Source organism: Shewanella halifaxensis HAW-EB4 (assembly GCF_000019185.1).
GTDB lineage: Bacteria > Pseudomonadota > Gammaproteobacteria > Enterobacterales > Shewanellaceae > Shewanella > Shewanella halifaxensis.
The window spans coordinates 5,153,760-5,175,000 of sequence record NC_010334.1; the positions used below are offsets into that span (position 1 = coordinate 5,153,760).

Consider the following 21,241-nt stretch of genomic DNA (forward strand, 5'->3'; position numbering starts at 1 on the left):
CACTATGTCATTTGCAGAAATTTACCAGATTGCGGGTGCGGGTATGAACGCCCAAACCATTCGACTCAATACGGTTGCCAGTAACTTAGCCAATGCTGGTGCAGCGGCAGAAAGCCCTGATGAGGCATTTCGTGCACTAAAGCCCGTGTTTTCGACCATCTATAAGCAGACTCAAGAAGGCCAAGTCGCCGGAGCTCACGTCGAAGTTTCTGCCATAGTGCAGTCAGATGCACCACTCGACCTTCGCTATGAACCGGATCATCCCTACGCCGATGAGCAAGGTTATGTTGCTTACTCCAACGTTAATACCGTTGAGGAGATGGCTGACATGATGGCAGCCAGCCGCTCGTTTGAGACCAATGTTGAGATCATGAACCGTGCTCGTTCTATGCAGCAGGGTTTACTGCAGTTAGGAGCGAAATAATGAACGTCACCAGCACAGCGAACACCAATAATACCAACACTAATAATGTGGTTAACTCACCAGGTAATGACTCAGCCTCTATCAAGAACGAATTTATGACCTTGATGATTGCTCAAATTCAAAACCAAGACCCTACGAATCCGATTGACGGTACAGAGTATGTTAGCCAGTTAGCTCAGTTCTCTCAGGTCGAAAGCTTAGAGCAGATGCGCGCTAACCAATCGACACAGATGGTGATCATGGAGAACCTAGGTATCGTCCAGTCGGCGCAACTCGTTGGTAAAGATGCCATGGTTCCCGCCTCTGAATTTACCCTCGGCGATACACCACTCGACGGCAAAGTTTACCTCAGCAGCTCAGTTGAAGAGTTGAGTATCGATATCGTTGATGAACATGGCGAAGTGGTACACAGCTTAGAAATGGGCCCGCAAGAAGCCGGAGATACTGGCTTCACTATCGACCCAGAAGCATTAGAACTGCCACCGGGCGACTACAGCATTGTGGCTAACACTACGGCCGGAGAGGTCAGTAAAAAGGCTGATACTTTCGTAAAAGCTGAAATCGAAAAAATACATTTTATCAGCGCATCGGGAATGATGATGGCTGAGCTAGGTAATGGTCTAGGCACAATTTCAGTGCTTGAAATCTCTGAAGTTTCATAACAGGTTAGCAAAGGATTAATTCATGTCTTTCAATATTGCGTTAAGTGGCCTACAGGCAACCACACAAGATCTAAACACCATCAGTAATAACATTGCTAACTCTTCTACCGTTGGATTTCGCAGTGGTCGCAGTGAGTTCTCAGCCATCTATAACGGCGGCCAAGCTGGCGGTGTGAACGTGATGAACACCAGCCAAAACTTCTCTGCCGGCGGTAGCTTAACTTATACCGGTCGTCAGCTAGATATGGGCATTCAAGGGGAAGGCTTCTTCATGTTGAGCGGCCAAGATGGCAGCACAACTTATGCCAGAGCCGGCATGTTCAACCAAAATGCCGATGGCTTTATCACCGATCCTGCGGGTAGTCGCTTACAGGGTTACCCTGTTGGCGCAACAGGCAATCTACAGACGGGTAATGTCACCGACCTGCAAGTTCAAGCTGGCGCTCTTCCCGCTAAAGCGACCTCGACAGTCGGACTGATCTCTAACTTAGATGCCCGAGTCGAGACTATCGATCCGGCAGCGACCCCGTTCGATTCTGATGACGCATCGACCTATCACTCATCGAGCACGGTAACAGCCTACGACTCACTGGGTAAAGAGCATGCCCTCACCCAATACTACGTTAAGACGGCTGACAATACTTGGTCGGTACACTACATGATGGGCGACACAGACGTGACTCCAGCTGGCGGCCACCAGCTCAACTTCGACTCTAATGGTATGCTCACGGGTGGACAAGATCTCACTCTCGACATCACCGACCCCAATATTGTCGGCGGTGCATCAAACATGAGCCTAGCCCTAAGCTATGACAAGAGCACTCAGTACGCTTCTGACTATAACAACTCTAGTCTAAGCCAGAACGGTTACACCTCGGGTGAGCTTAACGGTATACGTTTAGATGATAGTGGCATGCTTTATGGCACTTATACCAATGGCCAAGAGCAGCTACAAGGCCAAGTGGTACTAGCCGACTTCAATAACCCGAACGGTTTAGAGCCAGTGAGCAACAACGCTTGGGCCGCAACAAACGCTGCGGGTCAGCCAATTATCGGCACACCAACTACAGGCACCCTAGGCTCAATCGCTGGCGGCTATCTTGAGGGTTCAAACGTCGATCAAACCGCCGAAATGGTTAACTTAATGACGGCTCAGCGTAACTATCAGTCTAATGCCAAGGTGTTAGATACTAACTCAACCATGCAGCAAGCCTTGCTCAACGCTATCTAAGGCTGACTCATGGATAGAATGATATATACCGCCGCCAAAGGCGCAGCAAGGGTGATGGAGGCGCAAGCTATTCGCGCCAACAACCTAGCTAACGCCGACACCACAGGCTTTAAGGCGGACCTAGAGCGAGTCAACGCTATGGTCGTGACTCCTACAGGTAATAGCTTGCAGACACGCGTATTGGCTCAGACTCAAAGCAATGGCTTTAGCCAGCAAACCGGTGCGATGAATCCGACAGGCAGAGCATTAGATCTAGCCATCAATGATTCAGGTCTATTTGCGGTAATGACTGCTGAAGGCGAAGGCTATACCCGCTCAGGAGCCATCACCCCCGATGCTAACGGTCAGCTCACCTTAGACGGTCGCCCCGTTGCCGGCCTAGATGGCCCTATTGTATTACCTGAATATCGCGAACTATTTGTTGGTGATGACGGCAGACTCAGCATCATTGCAGACGAAGGCGGCATTATCGAAGAAGTTGGCCAGCTCAAACTGGTTAACCCTGATATCAGCGCCATGAGCAAAGGCTTAGACGGCTTGCTGTATCCCGCAGACCGTCAACCTCTTCCCGCCAGTGAGCAGGTCAGCGTAAGCAGCGGTTTTCTCGAGGCCAGTAACGTCCAAGCGGTAGGTGAACTCATCGCCGCGATGGACTTGAGCCGCCAATTCGAGGTGCAGGTCAAACTGATGAAGAGCGCCGAAAAACTCGCAGAAGCAGGTAACCGCCTGCTACGCGACGCTTAAACACATTTTTTAAAGCTTAGACTTTAAAGGAAACACAGATGCAATCAGCTTTATGGGTCAGTAAAACCGGCTTAACCGCCCAAGATACTAAGATGACCACCATTGCCAACAACTTGGCAAACGTTAACACCACAGGTTTTAAGCGCGACCGCGTCGCCTTCAACGACCTGTTCTATCAAGTGCAGCGCCAGCCTGGTGGCCAAGTCGATGAGCAGAATGAATTGCCATCAGGCCTGCAGCTCGGTACGGGTACCCGTGTCGTCGGCACTCAAAAGGTGTTTACTCCAGGCGACATGCTCACTACCAACCAACAGTTGGATATGGCGATTGAGGGGCAAGGCTTTTTCCAAATCGAAGAGGCCAACGGCGAGCTAAGCTACTCTCGTGATGGTCAGTTCTATCGCAACAGCGAGGGCCTAATGGTGACCTCGCAGGGCTTACCGTTGGTGCCTAACATCGAGATCCCGGAAGAAGCCCTCACTGTCACCATCGCCAGTGACGGTATTGTGTCGGCGCAGATGGCAGGCCAGACAGATGCACAAGAGCTAGGGCAAATCACCCTAGTTAACTTTACGAATCCTGCTGGACTCGAGGCTCGTGGTAACAACCTATACCGCGAAACAGGCGCATCAGGCGCTGCCGTTGAAGGTATTGCTGGCGATCAGGCGCTCGGGCAAATTCGTCAAGGGGCACTTGAGGGGGCTAACGTCAACGTGGTCGAGGAGATGGTCGAAATGATTTCGACTCAGCGCGCCTACGAGATGAACGCCAAAGTGGTATCGGCTTCTGACGACATGCTTAAGTTCCTCAATCAAGCGCTGTAACCAGCGCTTTATCGACTGGCTCTACCATGGCTTATCAACCAACGAAACTCGAAAAGGGCTCCTACATGCAATCTCTATGGATTGGCTTTGGCATAGGTTTAACGTTACTACTGTCTGGCTGTGTTGCTCATATTCCTGAACCTGATACAGCACCAGGAAAACCTGAGTGGGCACCACCAGAAATTGATTACAGCCTACCGGACGCTGAGAACGGTAGCGTCTACCGTCCAGGCTTTATGCTGACGCTGTTTAAGGATAAGCGCGCATATCGTGAAGGCGACATTCTCACGGTAGCACTGGATGAGAAAACCTATTCGAGTAAACGTGCCGATACTAAAACCAGTAAATCGGGTGGAGTATCAATAGACGGCCAAGGCACGACGGGCACCAGCAGTATTGCCGGTAGCGGCGAAGCCAATATGGGTCGCTCTTTTAACGGCACCGGCTCAAGCACTCAACAGAACCAACTATCGGGCTCAATCACAGTAACCGTCGCTAAGGTTTTGCCTAATGGCGCCCTGCTGATCCGCGGGGAAAAATGGTTACGCCTAAACCAAGGTGATGAGTATCTTCGTTTGTTAGGCCTGATCCGTGCCGATGATATTGATAATGACAACACTATCTCATCACAGCGTATCGCCGATGCACGGATTATCTACGGTGGTCAAGGCGCCATCTCCGACAGTAATCGCATGGGCTGGGCCGCTCGCTACTTTAATAGCCCTTGGTTCCCGCTGTGATCATCTGTTTGCGTATTCAAAAGTCAGGATTGTGTGAATGAAAAAAATAGCCATCTTTATGGTCAGTATGTTGCTAAGCCTATCGCCTTTACTCCCTGTTAAGGCGCAGCCTCAGCATCGCTATCTGATGGATATTGTCGATGTACAAGGGCTCCGTGATAACCAGCTAGTGGGTTACGGCCTCGTTGTGGGTCTAGACGGCACGGGTGACCGTACTCAAGTGCGTTTTACTAGTCAGTCTATCGTCAACATGCTTAAACAGTTCGGCGTGCAAATCGATGATAAGACCGACCCAAAACTGAAAAACGTCGCAGCGGTAGCCGTTCATGCCACGGTACCTCCACTGGCAAGCCCTGGACAAACATTAGATATTACCGTGTCATCACTCGGTGACGCTAAAAGCTTACGTGGCGGCACGCTATTGATGACTCCTATGCGCGCAGTCGATGGTGAAATTTATGCTGTGGCTCAGGGTAACTTAGTCGTCGGCGGCGTATCGGCTCAAGGCCGTAACGGCACCTCGGTGACCATCAATGTACCCACCGTGGGCAGTATTCCTAACGGTGCACTGCTGGAAGCGGCAATGCACAGCAACTTTAATGACAATGAAAACATAGTACTTAACCTTATCGACCCGAGCTTTAAGACAGCCCGCAATATCGAACGTGCAGTCAACGAGCTCTTCGGCCCCGATGTTGCTCAAGCCGACAGCAGCGCCAAGGTGATCGTTCGTGCGCCAAGCTCTAATCGCGAACGCGTTACCTTTATGTCGATGCTCGAAGAGTTACAAATCGAACAGGGACGAAAGTCGCCACGAGTCGTGTTTAACAGTCGCACTGGCACTGTGGTCATGGGCGGCGATGTGGTAGTTCGCAAGGCAGCAGTCAGCCATGGCAACCTCACGGTAACCATCGTTGAGCAGGAGTTTGTTAGCCAACCCAATGGTGCCTATCTGGGCCAAGCGCAGGGCGAAACGGTTGTCACCACCGATAGTCAGGTCGGTATCGATGAAGGCAACGGTCATATGTTTGTCTGGCCCGAAGGCACTGCCCTTAATGACATCGTCCGCGCCGTTAACAGTCTAGGTGCATCACCGATGGATCTGATGGCCATCTTGCAAGCCCTAAACGAAGCTGGTGCCCTTGAAGCAGAGTTGGTGGTGATCTAATGAAACTCGACAATAACCACAGTTATCTCAATCAACTCGATGCGGGTGAGTTGATTAAGGCTAACGGTGAGCAAGGCGCACTTAAGCTGGTTAGCCAACAATTTGAAGCCCAGTTTCTGCAAACCGTTTTAAAACAGATGCGCAGCGCCTCGGACGTGATGGCTGACAAAGACAGCCCACTGTCGTCGCAAAATGATGGCATGTACCGTGACTGGCATGATGCCGAGCTTGCTGGACGCCTAAGCCAGATGCAAAGCACTGGGCTGGCAGAGGTAATGACCAAACAATTATCGGCAGGGCTTAAGTCTGAGCCTGAGATGGTCGCCTCTAATAAGCAAGTTAATAGCAGTCCCAATACCGCAGCGATGCAACCGGCTTTGATACTGCCATTTATTACCAAGCCGCAAACCTAAATTGACTGCGGTGTTGATTAGTCTTCGCCATCATTTAAAACGATAGAGATAAGGATTCAAGATGAGCATGCTCAATATTGGTATGTCAGGACTTAATGCCAGCATGGCAGCCCTGACCGCCACGTCCAATAACATCAACAATGCTATGGTACCTGGCTATTCTCGTCAGCAAGTGATGCTAAGCTCTGTGGGTAATGGCGTCTACGGCAGCGGCTCAGGAGTGATGGTCGATGGCGTTCGCCGCATCTCGGACCAATACGAAGTAGCTCAGCTGTGGAACACCACCAGCGGCCTAGGCTATGCTAATACCCAATCTAGCTATTTCGGTCAGGTAGAACAGATTTTTGGCTCTGAGGGTAACAGTATATCGGCAGGGCTCGATCTGCTGTTTGCCTCACTCAACTCAGCGATGGAGCAACCCAACGAGATTGCCCACCGTCAAGGTGTACTCAACGAAGCAAAAGCCTTAACCCAGCGTTTTAACTCAATCAGTGAGGGCTTAAACTCGCAAGTGACTCAAGTTGAAGGCCAGATTAATGCCTCGGCAAAAGAGATCAATACCCAATTAGAAACCATCGCCAGCTTGAATGCCGAAATCCAATCATCGAATGCCAGTGGCAATGTGCCTTTGGCACTGCTCGATGCGCGAGATTCAGCTATCGATGATCTTTCATCGATTATCGACGTCAATGTGGTCGAAGATTCTAGTGGCATGCTCAACATCTCTTTGGCTCAGGGGCAACCGCTACTGTCGGGTACGACTGCATCGAAGCTTGAAGTCACTCCAGATCCTAGCAACCCTAAATTTAGCCAGATCAGCATTCAGTTCGGCCAATCGAGCTTCCCACTGGATGAAACTGCAGGCGGTAGCTTGGGTGCGCTGATCGACTATCGTGATAACAGCTTGGTCGACTCGATGGCATTTATCGATGAGCTTGCTATGACTATGGCCGATGAGTTTAATGCCGTGCTCGCGGGCGGTACCGATTTGAATGGCAATACACCGACCCAAGACCTATTCACCTACGACCCAACAAACCCTGCTGGCAGCCTAAAAATGACCGCTGGTTTCAACGCTGAAATGCTTGCCTTTGGTAAAGACGGCACTCCGGGCGATAACAGCAACCTTAAAGAGCTTGTCGACATTGCTAACAAGAGTTTTACCTTTAGCTCAATGGGCGTTGACACCACCATGGGCGACGCGTTTGGCAGTAAGATTGGTGAACTAGGTTCGGCTTCTCGCCAAGCTCAGATGTCAAAAACGACTGCAGAAAACTTACAGATGGAGGCCCAAAAACAATGGGCCAGTACCAGTGGTGTCAACATGGATGAAGAGGGAGTTAACCTCATCATCTATCAACAGTCTTATCAGGCAAATGCCAAGGTTATTTCGACTGCCGATCAACTATTTCAAACTATTCTAAACAGTATTTAAGGAGCTCTTCATGCGTGTAAGTATGCTTAATCTCTACAGCAATAATTTACAGAGTCTGCAGAACTCAACATTTGACATCGCCAAGTTAAACGAGATGATGTCCACGGGCAGCTCGATACTGCGCCCATCGGACGATCCTATCGGCGCGGTAAAGGTTATCGGCAATGAGCGAGATATGGCCGCGACCAACCAATACATTAAAAATACCGAGTCTTTAAGCACCAGCTTTAGCCGCTCTGAAACCTATATGTCGAGCATGGTCGAGTTGCAAGGACGTATGCGAGAAATTACCGTTTCGGCTAATAATGGCAGCTTATCGCCTGAAGATAGAGCCGCTTACGCCGCCGAGATGAATGAGTTATTAGAGGCATTTGCCGATACCCTCAACGCTAAAGATGAGAGCGGTAACTATCTTTTTTCAGGCAACAAAACGGATACGCCTCCTATCGGCAAAGACGCCGATGGTAACTATGTCTATCAAGGCGATACCAATACTCGTGAAGTACAAACTTCTGGTTCATCTTGGATGACAGCTAACAGCACCGCTGCAGACTTTATTTTCTCTAACGGCAGTACAGATATCCTCAACCAAACCAAAGACTTTATTGCGGCGCTCGAAGACCCGACACTGGCTCCAGGCGACCCGGTATTTAGTCAGGCTGCTACTGATATGCAAACCAGCTTAGATGACACCCTGACCAGCATTAGCTCGGCTATCACCGACATAGGTGGTAAACAAAATACCTTAAGCTTGGTGCAAGCTTCCCATGAAGAGCGCGTACTTTTTAATAAAGAAGTGATAGGTGAAACAGAGGGTTTAGACTATGCTCAGGCCACTGCCGAGTACAACTTAAAGCTAACAACCCTTAAAATAACTCAGCAAACCTTTGTGCAAGTGTCACAGCTATCCCTGTTTAATCACATATAAGTTCAATCACATTTAAATTTAACCTTGATCTAATCAGCTTAAGAGAAGTTAATGCTCAACGGGATTTCAGACTCACTCAATGTTCAACAGCGCAGCCAAACGGTTGCGCCCACGGCTAGCGTACAGCTACCAGTTAAAGAGCAAACCAAAGCAAACGTTGCTAGCATTCCAAGCCACAGATTAGAGAGCTATAACCGCTGGGCTAAGGTCACGCAGGGGCAGCATAAGATCAGTGCATCTCAAGTGGCTGAGCTGGGGCTACAGCAAGTACAGAGTCTGCTTAAGCAGTTGCAAGGTCACAGCCAGCAATCACTCTCATCTAACCTGGAGTCATCTAAACTAGACAGCCAGCAGATGAATCCTAGTCTGCAGATACAGCAAAAACTAGCGCAACTGGAGGTCAGCTATCAAGGTAAGCCTCTAGTCGATCATCAACTCAATCTTATATCTAGCCAAAGACCCGCAGCCAAGCATAGTTTCAGCTTGAAATCGGTAGACTTAAGTGCGGTAAAACCCCGTGATGAACTGATCAACATGCAGCTAGGCAGTGAATCCGTACGAGTGCTCTTACCCGCGAACGCACAACCGGCAGAGCTGGTAAGCAGGCTCAACAATGCGCTTAAGCCTCTGGATATGCAGGTGCTTCGTAGTAGCGAAGGTCGAATTATCTTCAAGAGTAGCAAGCAGCAATGGCTGCAAGTGCAAGCCGGATTATTGATGACCGGGCAAGGGCAGCGTTTGCCTGCGGGTGATGCTAGAACCATCAAAGTCAGTGAAGAACTTAACTGGCAGGATCCTAGAGAGTGGCGTTTCAATAGCCACGCGGATCTCAAACAGACCATGGCTAAAATAGCCAAGACTCGCCACAAGGTTGAATCTCAACTACAAGAGCTCAATAACAGTCAGCAACATCTAAAGCAGCAGCTGCAAAAAGTAAATCAACACAAAGACGCTAAGCTGGATCTAGATTCAACATTGACTCAAGTAACCGGCCTGATGCAGTCCTCACCGTTTAGCCTGCAAGTGACTTCATTAATGGCTCAAGCAAATTTCACTCGGCCACAGATCTCCGCCCTACTAGCATAAATATGCCTAAAAAAGGCGGGAGTCCCCGCCTTCACCTCTAGGACAGCAAGGTCAAAATAGCGGCCAAATCTGTAAACTTCGCTTTATCTAGCAAATCAACGGCGAATTGGCTGTAGTTAGCCTTATGCTGCCGATTGGTGTGATACACCTGAAAACACATAATGATATCGTGCTCAGACAGCCCATTATTTTTAGCGGCTATCACGGCTAAATAACAACGCAACATAAAGAAATCCAACAGCATCACTCTAAAGGCCTGCGATGGTGTGAGCTTATCGACTTGAGGGAAGTTCATGTGGTAAAAATAGTAAAGCAGATAACGACTGAATAACTCTTGATGGCCACCTAATGTAGGTTCGGCAATCTCTTTCCAAGCCTGATTAATGCTGCTCATGCTAATGTTTTTATCATCATCCGCCATTGAGCAAATAGCTTGGTTTATTAGCTCAAATCGACTCCGGCCACGCCTCACTTTATTAGTATTTAGCCATAACTGAATAGAGGTAAATGCATGCATTTGGTGTACGTCAGTATCTTGATTAAACCCCTCAAAATGCTGCTTAAGCTGGCCGTTATCACTTAAGACAATCAGCTGCTGAAACATACTATCGATGGCACTACTTTCAACTTCTCCTTTAGCCGCTCTATCGACAGTGTTCATCAAAATACCGATAGCGGTAAGACCTAGTTCCAGCGGTTGTTCAGGTTTTAGCAGTAACTGAATCGAATAGTCATAGGCTTTTTGCGCCCAAAGCGGGGCTGCCTTATAGCTACGGCTGTGCCCAATTTCAGTACGCTGCAAGTTAAACGCATCGGGTCTAAGCAGAATATTTCTCGCCGCCTCAGGACAAGATAATGACAGACTGTCATAACGATCTCCCCCCCTCATATGTGACATTCTTGGGTAGGTCTTGCAAGTGTTACTCAGTAGAGCTTCTCCAGCCTTAGCGTGAATTTGACAAAGCTTATTCTCATCTAAAAAGCCACAGGCTCCCTCTTCATTTAGGACTGCCTGCGCCCACACCTGCTCACTCTTTTTGACCTTCTTCAAGGCGGTTTTAGCCAAAACCTTCAGCTCGCTATGCGCTAATGTTTTTTTGTAACTTTGCTTATCAATATGGATATTCCAACCGTAACAACAACTATCTTCACACTCGCCGCCAATACAGCTGAAGTTAGTGACGAAACCGGGTCTAATGAGTGAATGCTTCATTCTCGCTCTCTTTGTAATCAAGTTTTGGCCAAGCCTAGATATGTCTATAGAAAGCGACCAAAATAGCAATTAACTAAAGTCCTCCCTTGTCATTACCCATGAAAAAACCAAATATTTAAACCTTTTGATTCAAAGCCTTAAGTTAAAGTCAATAAATAAAATCGGCCATGACTTTCAGTTTTCAATTAGCGTGTCGTTTTAAAGTTATAGATACCAAACAATCAGTTTAAAACTCAAAGGAATATCCTATGTTATCTGTAATGACTAACAACGCGTCTAACATCGCTCAAAATGCTGTCACTAAAAATAACGACCTACTTAGCAACGCTATGGAGCGTCTATCTACAGGTCTACGTATCAACAGTGCGTCTGACGATGCTGCAGGTCTACAGATTGCAACTCGCCTAAACGCTAACGTAACTGGTATGGAAACGGCTAACCGTAACGTTTCTGATGCAACTTCTATGCTACAGACTGCCGATGGCGCATTAGACGAGCTAAACAACATCGCTTCTCGTCAAAAAGAATTAGCAACACAAGCAGCTAACGGCGTGAACTCGGCTGAAGACATCAAAGCGCTAGGTGCTGAATATAAAGAACTTAACGCTGAAGCAAACCGTATTATCGACAGCACAGAATACGGCGGAAACAAGCTATTCACCGCTTTAGACACAGGTGTAGGCTTCCAGATTGGTGCCTCTAACACAGCATCTGAGCAGCTAACGGTTAAAACTGATGTTGCAGCAGTTAAAACACTGTTCGCTGGCGAAATCACTGACTCAGCAACAGCTAAAGCTCAAATCGACAACGTTGACGCCATCATTGATGCCGTTGGTACACAACGCTCTAACCTAGGTGCTAGCATCAACCGTCTAGGCCACACAGCATCTAACCTAACTAACGTTACCGAGAACACTAAAGCGGCAGCTGGTCGTATCATGGATACCGATTTCGCAGTAGAAACTGCAGCCATGACTAAGAACCAGTTATTAGTTCAAGCAGGTACTAACATCCTGTCTTCTTCAAACCAAAACACTGGTTTAGTTATGGGTCTATTGGGCTAATCCTCCCCCCATTATCCCAACTTTCTATCAGGGGCCTTCGGGCCCTTTTTTTTGTTAGAAATACCCCGCAAAACTTCAGTGGCCCTTGCTTGAGGTCGCCTTACTAATTACATGGTTGTGGTGAACATAACACCTAAGTCTCAAGCGGAAGCAATACTTCCCTTCCCCTGCGACTAACGGAAAATCAATTAACCCACCACACACCCTAAAACAAGCAAAAACACTACAAAACAAATACTTAACTATTGGCATAAAGATTGCCAGTTGCATAGAAGCAAGATTGGAGGATCAAATGATTTCAGGTATGGGTGGCGCCTCATTCGCCGAACAACTTATCGTCGCAGAACGTATGGGCAAAGATCAGATATTTGAAAGCAATATGACCAAATATGAGTCGCAGCTCGATGCCTATAAGATCCTCGAGCGCAGCCTAAATAGCATGACCAGCAAATTGGAAACAATCAATGGCGATGCTTTCGAGAGCAAAACATCATCGATCAGCGATGATAATGCCTCGATCACCGTCGAAAGTGGCGCGCCTACGGGCAACTATGATCTGCATGTTAAGCAATTGGCGCAAGCACACCAATTAACTAAAAGCTTTTCCAGCGAAACCGAAATCCTACCGACGACGGGTATGTTAAGCATTCAAGTTGGCCCTAACGCAGCAGACACCATAGAAATAGATATGGCCGTTCTCAATGCTGATGGCACAAAGACGGTTACCGATCTACGAGATGCCATCAATAACCACTCAGGTAATCCTGGAGTACAAGCCTCTTTAGTGAGAACCGGTGGTCAGGTCGAACTTATGCTGACATCAAAAGAGACGGGTGAAGCTAGCGCCATTGATGTAAAGATGGATGGTGCAGACTGGGGAATGACCGAGCGCAAAGCGGCGCAAGATGCACTGGCGACTCTTAACGGCATCGACATCAAGAGCAGTAGCAACAACTTAGCCAACGTCATCGATGGCGTCTCTATTGAGCTTAATAAGGTCCACGCTGCAGGAGAGAGCAGTAGTATCAAGATCCAATCTGATACCGACGCCAGTGAAAAGGCAATTGAAGATTTCGTCGATATCTTCAACGACTTGATGGATGAAATAAATAAATTAACTCGCTCCATGGGCAGTGAAGCCTTAGATGATCTCAATAACGAGAATGACGATAGCAGCGATAGTAATGAAGATGAAGATAAAGACGAAGAAGATGACGACTTCAACTCTTCAATTACCGAAGATCAGCTCGGCGTACTCAAGGGCGACTCGAGTATTCGAATGCTGCAACAAGGTATGCGTGATGCCATCTTCGATGCTGCGCCAAACGGTATGCGTCTATCGGATATTGGTGTTGAGATGGGCCGTGACGGCAAGCTGGATATCGACCAAGATAAACTCTCTAAAGCACTAAAAGATGATCCCGACGCGATACAAGCCATGTTTACCGGTACAGGCAGTTATATCGACCGATTCGATACTATCATCGACCCCTTCACTAAATTCCAAGGCTCTATGGATCTCAAGCAAGATAACCTTGAGAAGCAGATCGAACGAGTCGAAACCAGCATGGACAATCATGACAGGCAGATGGAGCAGAGATATCAAATTTATCTGGCTCAATTTACTGCAATGGAAGCCACCATTAGCCAGCTAAACTCAGCTAGCGCACTGTTTTATTAAGGAAAGAACAAAAAATGTTGAACGAGCACGATCCCTTTAATGCTTACAAACAAACCTCTTTAGATGCCAGAGCGGCAGCTGCCAATCCGCATGAGATGGTACGCATGTTACTCGACGGTCTGTTAGAAGAAATTCAGCGTACAGCTGGCTTTATGCAGCGTAAGAGCTTTGAAGACAAAGGGCAGAGTATCAACAAGTGCCTCAATATCGTGCATGGACTCGACTCCATGCTCGATATTGAAAACGGTGGTGAAGTCGCCGCAGGCCTAAACCGCCTCTATGACTATTGCAGTCGACAACTGGTAACTGCAAGCGTTGAAAACAGCGTTACCGCCCTTGAACCCATCACAAAGGTAATTACCGATGTCAGAGCCGGTTGGGCAAATCTCAATTGAGCAGTGGCTGCAGTTCGAAAAAGCGCTGCAGTTTCACGCCCAAGCTAAAAACTGGGACAAGTTAGTCCTAGTGAATCAAAAAATGGCTGATGCCCTAAAAAGAGCGGGAAAACCAAATTCCCGCTCACAACTGCTTGCGCGCCAATCTTTAGCACGTACCCATCAGCAAGTGTTGCAGCAGTTAAACCAAGATAAAGACCAACTAAAGCGAGAAATGAGTCAATTTAAACAGCAACAAGATGGCCTCGCCGCTTATCAAATGACCTGCGCCAGTGCCGGAGTGCATAATGACTAGCCCTGTATTAACAAGTGTGCTGGTGACGCCGACAGGCTCTGCACCATCAAGCCACATAAGAGAAGCCAGTGGCCAAAAAGACTCTAGCTTAGTTGAGCATGGCTCACTTGAGTATGATTCGTTTGAACACTACACTCAGACGCAACTGCCTTTTTCATTAGTGCTGCCACCGCAGCCTCTTTCAGAACCGCCGCTAAACGCTGCAGCCCCCCTCTCAATGAGAGGCCATAGCCAAGCATTTGCCACAGCACTTCCCCACGGTGGCCTTAGCAATCTGCAGCCACCGTTCGACTCGCAAACGCCTGTAGCAAGTATTCAAGTGACGGAGATCCGAGGTCAAACTCCTGCGTTTTTATCTGTCAGCCAACAAGCGTTAAATCAAAGCCAATTGGTAACACAGAATATGGGCACTCCAGTACAAAGCTTAGATTCTCGTTCGCAAACCTTACCATTGACCATGGCAACATCACTGGACGCAGAGATGGGAAATATTGCTGCAACCAACAGTAGTTTTCCATTAATGTCGGGCACAATAAAGCCAGATAACTTCACTGGCTTTAACCCGTTTCAAGGCATTAATACCCCGTTTTCTACCACGCTCTCAGCAAGCACGCTTGATAGTAATACCAGTAATGCCATCGATTCGGTGAACCAGATTTTAACTACGAGTTCTCGTACACAAGGCGCAGTCGCACAATGGGGGCCTGTTTCTGTTTCACAGTCGGCACCTTTGCCACAGCAGAGCCATGAGATGCTCTCACCACTTAGAGAGCAGCTACGGTTTCAAATCGATCAGCAGATCAAACAAGCAGAGCTAAGACTCGACCCGCCAGAGCTAGGAAAGATTGAGCTTAACGTTCGCCTAGATGGTGATCGGCTACATATTCAAATGCATGCAGCCAACTCTTCAGTAAGAGATGCCCTCTTGATGGGGCTCGATAGACTTAGAGCGGAGTTAGCCATGGATCATGGCGGGCAAATTGACGTCGATATCAGTCAAGGCGAGCCGCAACAGAAACAGCATCAGGGCAGATCTCAATCGGCAATTGCAGCTGCAAATCTTCATGAGCCTCAACTAGTCGTCGCTGATCTTCCCCAACAAGATCAGGTCGATCTACTCGCATAATTTAGGAGCTATTCATGTCATCAACTAAAAGTAACAGCAAACGGATCATTATGGCTCTGCTGTTCCTCTCTTGGACTGCAGCCAGTTTCTGGGTCGGTTGGCAATCACCTCGGCTGATCGGTGGCCCCTTTGTTGTTAAGGATGCCGAGGTAAAATCTGCCAAATTTTATCCATTAGATAAGTTTGTTATTTCAGTTCCCGGTGATGAGTTCCCTCATTACTTACTGTTAGAGATGGCCTTTAAGAGTCGCTCTCAAAATGCCGCAAGCACTCTCGAACAAGCCGACCCAGTGATTAAAAACTCGCTGATGAAGATGTTTTCTAACAAGCATTTCAATGAGCTCAATAACGCACAACAATTCGATTCTCTGCAAAAAGAGGCTCATAGCTTACTGTCAGCAGTTTTAGCCGAAAATGACTTCGACATCGAGTTAGATGACGTGCTGTTTACACGTATGGTTATTCAATAAAGGCCCACGCTATGAATGCTGCTCAATCAGCCTACCAAGAAGTGTCTGAAGATATTGCTATAAACCGCCAGTCCGAAAGTAAAGTGATGGTGCAATATCTACCTTTAGTTAAACGTTCTGTATCGCAACTTAGAAGCCATTGCGGTTCCGTTCTGGCCATTGAGGATATGGAACAGATAGGCATGATGGCGTTATTGGAAGCAGCAAGACGCTACCCCGGTGAGTATGATAATGGCTTTCTCTCTTTTGCCGGGCAACGGATCCGTGGCGCTATTCTCGATGAGCTACGCCGCCAAGACTGGCGGCCACGCCCAGTAAGGCAGCAGGCTCACGAACTCAACGACACCATAAGAAAGCTCACTCGACTGTTAGAGCGAGAACCTAGTGACAAAGAGGTCGCTGAGGCAATGGGCTTAAATGAAGTCGAGTATCGTGAACGACTATTTGCCTCGCAGTCAGAATCGATGCGCAGCTTAGACGAGCTGATAAGCGAAGGTGGAAACTTTGTCGATAACAATGACATGTTGGAGCAATTTTCAGCAAAAGAGTGCTTATTCCAAGCTATTTCAAAATTAAACAAAAGAGAACAGCTGATCCTGTCGCTTTACTATCAACATGAACTCAATTTAAAAGAAATTGCCGCAACATTGGGACTGACTGAAACGCGTATTTGTCAGCTGCATAAACAAGCAGTAAAACAGCTTCAGAACATCTATCAACAATGGGAACGGTAAACAGGTGAGATAGTATGAGCAAACTGTTAGGGCTAGTAATAATTCTCTTGTCGGTTTTTGGCGGATATGTGTGGGCAGGAGGAGCACTAATCTCCCTTTGGCAGCCAGCTGAAATTCTAATCATTTTTGGTGCAGGTATTGGCGCACTCATCATTGCCAACCCCAAGCCAGTATTAATAGAGATGTATGAGCAGCTTAAAGAGTTGGTAAGGGTTGAGCGAGAAGATCCTGAACTTTACCCGCAATTATTTGGTTTAATGAATATGCTGATGGCTCAAATCCAATCTCAAGGACTACGTGTACTGGATGACCATGTAGAGAAACCGAGAGAGAGCTCGCTGTTCTTAATGTATCCCGTGGTGCTAGAACACCCAAACGTTCTTAACTTCCTCATAGATAATCTACGATTACAATCGATCGGTAAGCTATCCCCCCACGACCTAGAGCATATGCTTGAAGAAGAGATCCATCGAATCGATGAAGATAGAATGCGCCCTTCCCATGCATTTAATAAAGTCGCAGAAGCCATGCCAGGTTTCGGTATTTTAGCGGCGGTAATGGGGATTATCATCACCATGTCGAATATCGACGGCCCAATTACGATGATCGGTGTAAAGGTTGCCGCAGCGCTAGTGGGTACTTTTATTGGTATCTTTGCTTGTTACTGCATATTTGACCCACTTTCTAAGGCGATGGAACATTTAGTCGAGCGTCAATCTGCTCAGATGCGCTGTGTAGCCGCAATGCTAACCGCCTTCGCCAAAGGCAAACCTCCCATGCTTGCCATCGACGCAGGTCGCAAACAGATCCAAAGCGAAAACCGTCCAACCTTTATCGAACTTGAGCGTTGGTTGGTGGAGCAAAAAAGCTAATGGCAATTAGACCTGAGCCAGTCGTCATTAGACGTAAAAAGCGCTCCAAGGCTAAAGCTGGCCACGGTGGCGCTTGGAAAGTCGCATTTGCAGACTTTACCTTGGCCATGATGGCACTCTTTATGGTGTTGTGGATCATGCAAATTGCCGATCAGCAAGAGCGTACCATGATAGTGCAATACCTAAATGGTGATCTTCATGATGATGGATCGATTAACCCCTTTAATTTAGGTGGCGCACCTTCAATGTTCGACTTTCAAGGCAACATTGCGATCCAACAGGCAGTGTTACCCGCTGCGGCTACAGGCGTCGAACGAAGTGGCCCTGCCATGCACAATCGCATACCTCAAGGTACCGAAAACGCTAAAGCGGGAAGAGGTCCTGAGCTGAACTCCTTGGTACCAGGTAAATTTGAAACTCAGGCTCAACTTGAGTTTTTAGCAAAAGAGATAGACAAGGTTATCGAAAATGTCAGCATGAGTGCCAACGTCGAGTTACAAGTGGTTCCACAAGGAGTGCGCATCTTGATGCATGACAACGTTAACCAGTTCATGTTCACCCGCGGTAGTGCAGATATGAAGCCCTACTTTGAAGATCTACTTATGGCCTTAGGGCCGCTATTAAGTCAGGTAGAGAATAAGATCACCATTTCGGGTCATACCGATTCCAGCCCTTATGCTGGCAAGAAATTCACTAACTGGGAGCTATCCAGTAAGCGAGCATTATTGGCAAGGCGAGTGCTTGAGTATGGCGGCCTTAGACGTCATCAAGTCATTCAAGTGACAGGTATGGCAGACCAAGCGCCCTATGTCATTAAAGATCCTGCTGCAGCGGCAAATAGGCGCATAGAGGTCTTAGTGATGACATCAGATGCTGAAAATCAATTGCGCCAAATGATGGGGCAACCGTTAAAGACGACTGCACCGAGCGACAACCTACAACAAGCTAAACAAATTGCCGAAGCAAACCAACCGCGAGCGAGATACCCACAACAATGGACGAGCCAATAATAGTCCAGGCTGAATTTATCCCAGCGGATAAACAGCCTATAACCCAGAAAAAGCCGGAAGAAGGCCGCCAACATACAAGATTTAGCCTTAGGGAAAGTAACCTACAAGATATTCGCTTTGCCTGCGATGGTGTTACCGTTTCACTAGTAAAAAAATACTGCTTAATGAGTAAAACCATCGGCATCGCCAACATTAAAGATATCGGTTTTGGGGGCGTCGGCTTAATAAGCCGCTGTAACTTACAGCCCAAACAGACCATCTTTATATGTTTAGAGGAAGAATACTTTCAGATCCAAGTCATGCGCGTCGCGAAAATAAATCACAGACTTAACTTTATCGGCGCAAGGTGGGCTGAACAAGATAAAAGACAGATAAGTTACATCACCAATAAAATCTATAACCTGAGTCGGTCACCTCTGATTTAGTGGTTTAAATAATTTAGGTATTCAGTGACGAAAAGGAGATCACAATGCCTGCTTCATATGAGCGAAAAGGACCCGATGCCTTACAAAAACTTTTTTTATATTTGATCCTGTTCGATTGGATCATCTTAATCTACTTGATTGTAGAGATTAAAAGGATGTCATTTCAACATGGCGCAATCACTTCAATCGTTGTAGCTATGTTCAATTTACTCCTAGTTAAACTATGTTTTAGGAGAGCACGCAGAGCAGAAGACGGTTATCAAATCTACCCTGTAATCATTGGTGCCTTACTGTCGTTTTGTCTTATCGCCTACTTTTTTTTCTTTTAGGCTTAACACCTTTTCCCCCTCAAGCCCGTTAAAACCTTAACGGGCTACATCTAATATATTCAAAGTCCGTAAAAGTCCTCTAGCTTCTATACCATCGAGAGCCCCATAAATTTCACTTTCTAAATCTCTGTTCGACGCAAGTTCTCTGTATTTGCTCTCAGGATATGAAGAATCTGCTGGAATCTCATAGTTCGCGTAGTGGACACATGGAGGCGTAGAAGCCCAGCTTTGGATGCGACGCAATCAATGGCTTTGTCGCTTGTTACGAAGCCGGAGGCAAGACACATGGATGGTGAGAATGGCGAAAGCCATATGCTCTCGAACGGGAGACAAGGATGTAGTAGGTCTGGCTTTTATACAGGTAGGTATCAAAGTACGAATGTCTGAAATGCATGGAGCAGTTTCTGGCCAAGCTCAGCGGCGGGCGACCGCCAAGACCTTTCCTTGGCATCTGCCCCATAGGGATATGGTAAATGTCATAATGATGTCAGGAACATCATTGACCATGCCACCAAGGCATTTGTTAATCCTAAACATCAGATGGCGGAAGTGTCGATATTGTATGGAGCATTTATCGACCGACGTAGCGAGTTGGCATTTATGCCTACTTAAGTGAAGCAGTCACCTTAACGGTTAGCTATATTTTAGATAAGTTAGCGTTCATTATTTTACAAACGCCCAGACGCAAAAAAGCCCGCTACATCGTAGCGGGCTTTATCGCTTCTCTTTCGAGAATAAATAGGCGCCTGGAAATGACCTACTCTCACATGGGGAGACCCCACACTACCATCGGCGATACTGTGTTTCACTTCTGAGTTCGGAATGGATTCAGGTGGTGCCACAGCTCTATGGTTTCCAGACAAATTCTGCTTTACTTTCAGTTTTTAAAAAACTAAAGGTAAAAAAGTTTGGAAAGCTGTTACTCGCCGGAGCAAGTAAACTGAAATTAAGTTTTGAGTTCGAACACACATTAAGTGTCACTCTTTTCAGAGTTTGTTCTAATTTTGATGATGTAAAAACATCAGTCTCATACAAAACCCATTAGGGTTGTATGGTTAAGCCTCACGAGTCATTAGTACAAGTTAGCTCAACGCCTCACAACGCTTACACACCTTGCCTATCAACGTCCTAGTCTCGAACGGCTCTTTAGAGGAATTAAATTCCTAGGGATGACTCATCTTAGGACTCGCTTCCCGCTTAGATGCTTTCAGCGGTTATCGATTCCGAACGTAGCTACCGGGCAATGCCATTGGCATGACAACCCGAACACCAGCGGTTCGTCCACTCCGGTCCTCTCGTACTAGGAGCAGCTTCCTTCAATCATCCAACGCCCACGGCAGATAGGGACCGAACTGTCTCACGACGTTCTGAACCCAGCTCGCGTACCACTTTAAATGGCGAACAGCCATACCCTTGGGACCGACTTCAGCCCCAGGATGTGATGAGCCGACATCGAGGTGCCAAACACCGCCGTCGATATGAACTCTTGGGCGGTATCAGCCTGTTATCCCCGGAGTACCTTTTATCCGTTGAGCGATGGCCCTTCCATACAGAACCACCGGATCACTATGACCTACTTTCGTACCTGCTCGACGTGTATGTCTCGCAGTTAAGCTGGCTTATGCCATTGCACTAACCGTACGATGTCCGACCGTACTTAGCCAACCTTCGTGCTCCTCCGTTACTCTTTGGGAGGAGACCGCCCCAGTCAAACTACCCACCAGGCACTGTCCCGAACCCCGATTCAGGGGCCGCGGTTAGAACATCAAAACTACAAGGGTGGTATTTCAAGATTGACTCCACTCCATCTAGCGACGAAGCTTCAAAGTCTCCCACCTATCCTACACATGTAGGTTCAATGTTCAGTGCCAAGCTATAGTAAAGGTTCACGGGGTCTTTCCGTCTAGCCGCGGGTATACGGCATCTTCACCGCAATTTCAACTTCACTGAGTCTCGGCTGGAGACAGCGTGG

General features: G+C 47.5%; 22 protein-coding genes and 2 rRNA genes (1 of these 24 running past the window's edge). 21 read left to right on the forward strand and 3 right to left on the reverse strand.

Translation table 11 applies throughout. From position 1 onward, the window contains the following. Positions 1-4 precede the first annotated feature (4 nt). The 11 genes from flgC to SHAL_RS22035 all read left to right on the forward strand — a co-directional run bounded on the left by flgC (position 5) and on the right by SHAL_RS22035 (position 9,655). Positions 5-424, forward strand: coding sequence for a flagellar basal body rod protein FlgC (gene flgC, locus SHAL_RS21985; protein ID WP_012279292.1), 420 nt, complete (start codon positions 5-7; stop codon positions 422-424). Then, entirely contained in the window at positions 424-1,086 is a 663-nt protein-coding gene (locus tag SHAL_RS21990) for a flagellar hook capping FlgD N-terminal domain-containing protein (protein ID WP_012279293.1), read from the forward strand. The genes flgC and SHAL_RS21990 overlap by 1 nt, the downstream gene beginning before the upstream one ends. Before the next feature lie 22 nt (positions 1,087-1,108). Beyond that, on the forward strand, positions 1,109-2,317 hold the full coding sequence (gene flgE / locus SHAL_RS21995; protein WP_012279294.1) for a flagellar hook protein FlgE: 1,209 nt from the start codon (positions 1,109-1,111) through the stop codon (positions 2,315-2,317). A 9-nt stretch (positions 2,318-2,326) separates the two neighbouring features. Then, positions 2,327-3,061 (forward strand): flagellar basal body rod protein FlgF, encoded by a 735-nt coding sequence (locus tag SHAL_RS22000; protein WP_012279295.1) that lies wholly within the window; start codon positions 2,327-2,329, stop codon positions 3,059-3,061. Positions 3,062-3,099: 38 nt separating this feature from the next. Next, complete coding sequence (flgG, locus tag SHAL_RS22005; protein ID WP_012279296.1) at positions 3,100-3,885, forward strand: flagellar basal-body rod protein FlgG; 786 nt, start codon at positions 3,100-3,102, stop codon at positions 3,883-3,885. 65 nt (positions 3,886-3,950) lie between these two features. Then, positions 3,951-4,625, forward strand: a complete 675-nt coding sequence (flgH, locus tag SHAL_RS22010) for a flagellar basal body L-ring protein FlgH (RefSeq protein ID WP_012279297.1) — start codon at positions 3,951-3,953, stop codon at positions 4,623-4,625. Between the two features lie 37 nt (positions 4,626-4,662). Further along, the gene (locus SHAL_RS22015) at positions 4,663-5,793 is read left to right on the forward strand and encodes a flagellar basal body P-ring protein FlgI (RefSeq protein ID WP_012279298.1); all 1,131 of its coding nucleotides are present in this window, start codon (positions 4,663-4,665) and stop codon (positions 5,791-5,793) included. Then, complete coding sequence (locus SHAL_RS22020; protein WP_012279299.1) at positions 5,793-6,206, forward strand: rod-binding protein; 414 nt, start codon at positions 5,793-5,795, stop codon at positions 6,204-6,206. Before SHAL_RS22015 ends, SHAL_RS22020 begins: the two co-directional genes overlap by 1 nt. Positions 6,207-6,267: 61 nt before the next feature. Beyond that, positions 6,268-7,641, forward strand: a complete 1,374-nt coding sequence (gene flgK / locus SHAL_RS22025) for a flagellar hook-associated protein FlgK (RefSeq protein WP_012279300.1) — start codon at positions 6,268-6,270, stop codon at positions 7,639-7,641. A 10-nt stretch (positions 7,642-7,651) separates the two neighbouring features. Next, positions 7,652-8,569, forward strand: a complete 918-nt coding sequence (gene flgL / locus SHAL_RS22030; protein WP_012279301.1) for a flagellar hook-associated protein FlgL — start codon at positions 7,652-7,654, stop codon at positions 8,567-8,569. 51 nt (positions 8,570-8,620) lie between these two features. Further along, a complete protein-coding gene (locus SHAL_RS22035; protein WP_012279302.1) occupies positions 8,621-9,655 on the forward strand; it encodes a hypothetical protein in 1,035 nt (344 codons plus the stop codon). Positions 9,656-9,692: 37 nt separating this feature from the next. On the opposite strand, the gene fliB is transcribed toward SHAL_RS22035, so the two are convergent. Then, positions 9,693-10,868 carry a flagellin lysine-N-methylase gene (gene fliB / locus SHAL_RS22040; protein WP_012279303.1) on the reverse strand — a complete coding sequence of 392 codons (1,176 nt, stop codon included), beginning with the start codon at positions 10,866-10,868 and terminating at the stop codon, positions 9,693-9,695. A gap of 248 nt (positions 10,869-11,116) precedes the next feature. On the opposite strand from fliB, the gene SHAL_RS22045 reads away from it, so the two are divergent. The 10 genes from SHAL_RS22045 to SHAL_RS22090 all read left to right on the forward strand — a co-directional run bounded on the left by SHAL_RS22045 (position 11,117) and on the right by SHAL_RS22090 (position 18,940). Next, a complete protein-coding gene (locus SHAL_RS22045; RefSeq protein ID WP_012279304.1) occupies positions 11,117-11,932 on the forward strand; it encodes a flagellin N-terminal helical domain-containing protein in 816 nt (271 codons plus the stop codon). Positions 11,933-12,224: 292 nt separating this feature from the next. Further along, positions 12,225-13,613, forward strand: a complete 1,389-nt coding sequence (gene fliD / locus SHAL_RS22050; protein WP_012279305.1) for a flagellar filament capping protein FliD — start codon at positions 12,225-12,227, stop codon at positions 13,611-13,613. A gap of 14 nt (positions 13,614-13,627) precedes the next feature. Further along, positions 13,628-14,008, forward strand: coding sequence for a flagellar export chaperone FliS (gene fliS, locus SHAL_RS22055; protein ID WP_012279306.1), 381 nt, complete (start codon positions 13,628-13,630; stop codon positions 14,006-14,008). Further along, complete coding sequence (fliT, locus tag SHAL_RS22060) at positions 13,977-14,303, forward strand: flagellar protein FliT (RefSeq protein ID WP_012279307.1); 327 nt, start codon at positions 13,977-13,979, stop codon at positions 14,301-14,303. Before fliS ends, fliT begins: the two co-directional genes overlap by 32 nt. Further along, positions 14,296-15,429, forward strand: coding sequence for a flagellar hook-length control protein FliK (locus SHAL_RS22430; RefSeq protein ID WP_012279308.1), 1,134 nt, complete (start codon positions 14,296-14,298; stop codon positions 15,427-15,429). The genes fliT and SHAL_RS22430 overlap by 8 nt, the downstream gene beginning before the upstream one ends. 14 nt (positions 15,430-15,443) lie before the next feature. Next, a complete protein-coding gene (locus SHAL_RS22070; protein ID WP_012279309.1) occupies positions 15,444-15,899 on the forward strand; it encodes a flagellar basal body-associated FliL family protein in 456 nt (151 codons plus the stop codon). Positions 15,900-15,910: 11 nt separating this feature from the next. After that, on the forward strand, positions 15,911-16,633 hold the full coding sequence (locus tag SHAL_RS22075) for an RNA polymerase sigma factor FliA (protein ID WP_012279310.1): 723 nt from the start codon (positions 15,911-15,913) through the stop codon (positions 16,631-16,633). A 14-nt stretch (positions 16,634-16,647) separates the two neighbouring features. After that, a complete protein-coding gene (gene motA, locus SHAL_RS22080) occupies positions 16,648-17,505 on the forward strand; it encodes a flagellar motor stator protein MotA (RefSeq protein WP_012279311.1) in 858 nt (285 codons plus the stop codon). Next, entirely contained in the window at positions 17,505-18,515 is a 1,011-nt protein-coding gene (locus tag SHAL_RS22085; protein ID WP_012279312.1) for a flagellar motor protein MotB, read from the forward strand. The genes motA and SHAL_RS22085 overlap by 1 nt, the downstream gene beginning before the upstream one ends. Continuing rightward, a complete protein-coding gene (locus SHAL_RS22090) occupies positions 18,500-18,940 on the forward strand; it encodes a hypothetical protein (RefSeq protein ID WP_012279313.1) in 441 nt (146 codons plus the stop codon). Before SHAL_RS22085 ends, SHAL_RS22090 begins: the two co-directional genes overlap by 16 nt. 1,073 nt (positions 18,941-20,013) lie before the next feature. On the opposite strand, the gene rrf is transcribed toward SHAL_RS22090, so the two are convergent. Both rrf and SHAL_RS22110 read right to left on the reverse strand, forming a co-directional pair. Then, positions 20,014-20,129: ribosomal RNA gene (gene rrf / locus SHAL_RS22105) — 5S ribosomal RNA — on the reverse strand. A 191-nt stretch (positions 20,130-20,320) separates the two neighbouring features. Beyond that, positions 20,321-21,241 (reverse strand): 23S ribosomal RNA (locus SHAL_RS22110); it runs 1,974 nt beyond the window's last position.

Excerpts from the sequence above, each read along its gene's own strand:
- flgC (WP_012279292.1), top strand. The coding sequence starts at position 5 with ATGTCATTTGCAGAAATTTACCAGATTGCGGGTGCGGGTATGAACGCC.
- SHAL_RS21990 (WP_012279293.1), top strand. The coding sequence starts at position 424 with ATGAACGTCACCAGCACAGCGAACACCAATAATACCAACACTAATAAT.
- flgE (WP_012279294.1), top strand. The coding sequence starts at position 1,109 with ATGTCTTTCAATATTGCGTTAAGTGGCCTACAGGCAACCACACAAGAT.
- SHAL_RS22000 (WP_012279295.1), top strand. The coding sequence starts at position 2,327 with ATGGATAGAATGATATATACCGCCGCCAAAGGCGCAGCAAGGGTGATG.
- flgG (WP_012279296.1), top strand. The coding sequence starts at position 3,100 with ATGCAATCAGCTTTATGGGTCAGTAAAACCGGCTTAACCGCCCAAGAT.
- flgH (WP_012279297.1), top strand. The coding sequence starts at position 3,951 with ATGCAATCTCTATGGATTGGCTTTGGCATAGGTTTAACGTTACTACTG.
- SHAL_RS22015 (WP_012279298.1), top strand. The coding sequence starts at position 4,663 with ATGAAAAAAATAGCCATCTTTATGGTCAGTATGTTGCTAAGCCTATCG.
- SHAL_RS22020 (WP_012279299.1), top strand. The coding sequence starts at position 5,793 with ATGAAACTCGACAATAACCACAGTTATCTCAATCAACTCGATGCGGGT.
- flgK (WP_012279300.1), top strand. The coding sequence starts at position 6,268 with ATGAGCATGCTCAATATTGGTATGTCAGGACTTAATGCCAGCATGGCA.
- flgL (WP_012279301.1), top strand. The coding sequence starts at position 7,652 with ATGCGTGTAAGTATGCTTAATCTCTACAGCAATAATTTACAGAGTCTG.
- SHAL_RS22035 (WP_012279302.1), top strand. The coding sequence starts at position 8,621 with ATGCTCAACGGGATTTCAGACTCACTCAATGTTCAACAGCGCAGCCAA.
- fliB (WP_012279303.1), bottom strand. The coding sequence starts at position 10,868 with ATGAAGCATTCACTCATTAGACCCGGTTTCGTCACTAACTTCAGCTGT.
- SHAL_RS22045 (WP_012279304.1), top strand. The coding sequence starts at position 11,117 with ATGTTATCTGTAATGACTAACAACGCGTCTAACATCGCTCAAAATGCT.
- fliD (WP_012279305.1), top strand. The coding sequence starts at position 12,225 with ATGATTTCAGGTATGGGTGGCGCCTCATTCGCCGAACAACTTATCGTC.
- fliS (WP_012279306.1), top strand. The coding sequence starts at position 13,628 with ATGTTGAACGAGCACGATCCCTTTAATGCTTACAAACAAACCTCTTTA.
- fliT (WP_012279307.1), top strand. The coding sequence starts at position 13,977 with ATGTCAGAGCCGGTTGGGCAAATCTCAATTGAGCAGTGGCTGCAGTTC.
- SHAL_RS22430 (WP_012279308.1), top strand. The coding sequence starts at position 14,296 with ATGACTAGCCCTGTATTAACAAGTGTGCTGGTGACGCCGACAGGCTCT.
- SHAL_RS22070 (WP_012279309.1), top strand. The coding sequence starts at position 15,444 with ATGTCATCAACTAAAAGTAACAGCAAACGGATCATTATGGCTCTGCTG.
- SHAL_RS22075 (WP_012279310.1), top strand. The coding sequence starts at position 15,911 with ATGAATGCTGCTCAATCAGCCTACCAAGAAGTGTCTGAAGATATTGCT.
- motA (WP_012279311.1), top strand. The coding sequence starts at position 16,648 with ATGAGCAAACTGTTAGGGCTAGTAATAATTCTCTTGTCGGTTTTTGGC.
- SHAL_RS22085 (WP_012279312.1), top strand. The coding sequence starts at position 17,505 with ATGGCAATTAGACCTGAGCCAGTCGTCATTAGACGTAAAAAGCGCTCC.
- SHAL_RS22090 (WP_012279313.1), top strand. The coding sequence starts at position 18,500 with ATGGACGAGCCAATAATAGTCCAGGCTGAATTTATCCCAGCGGATAAA.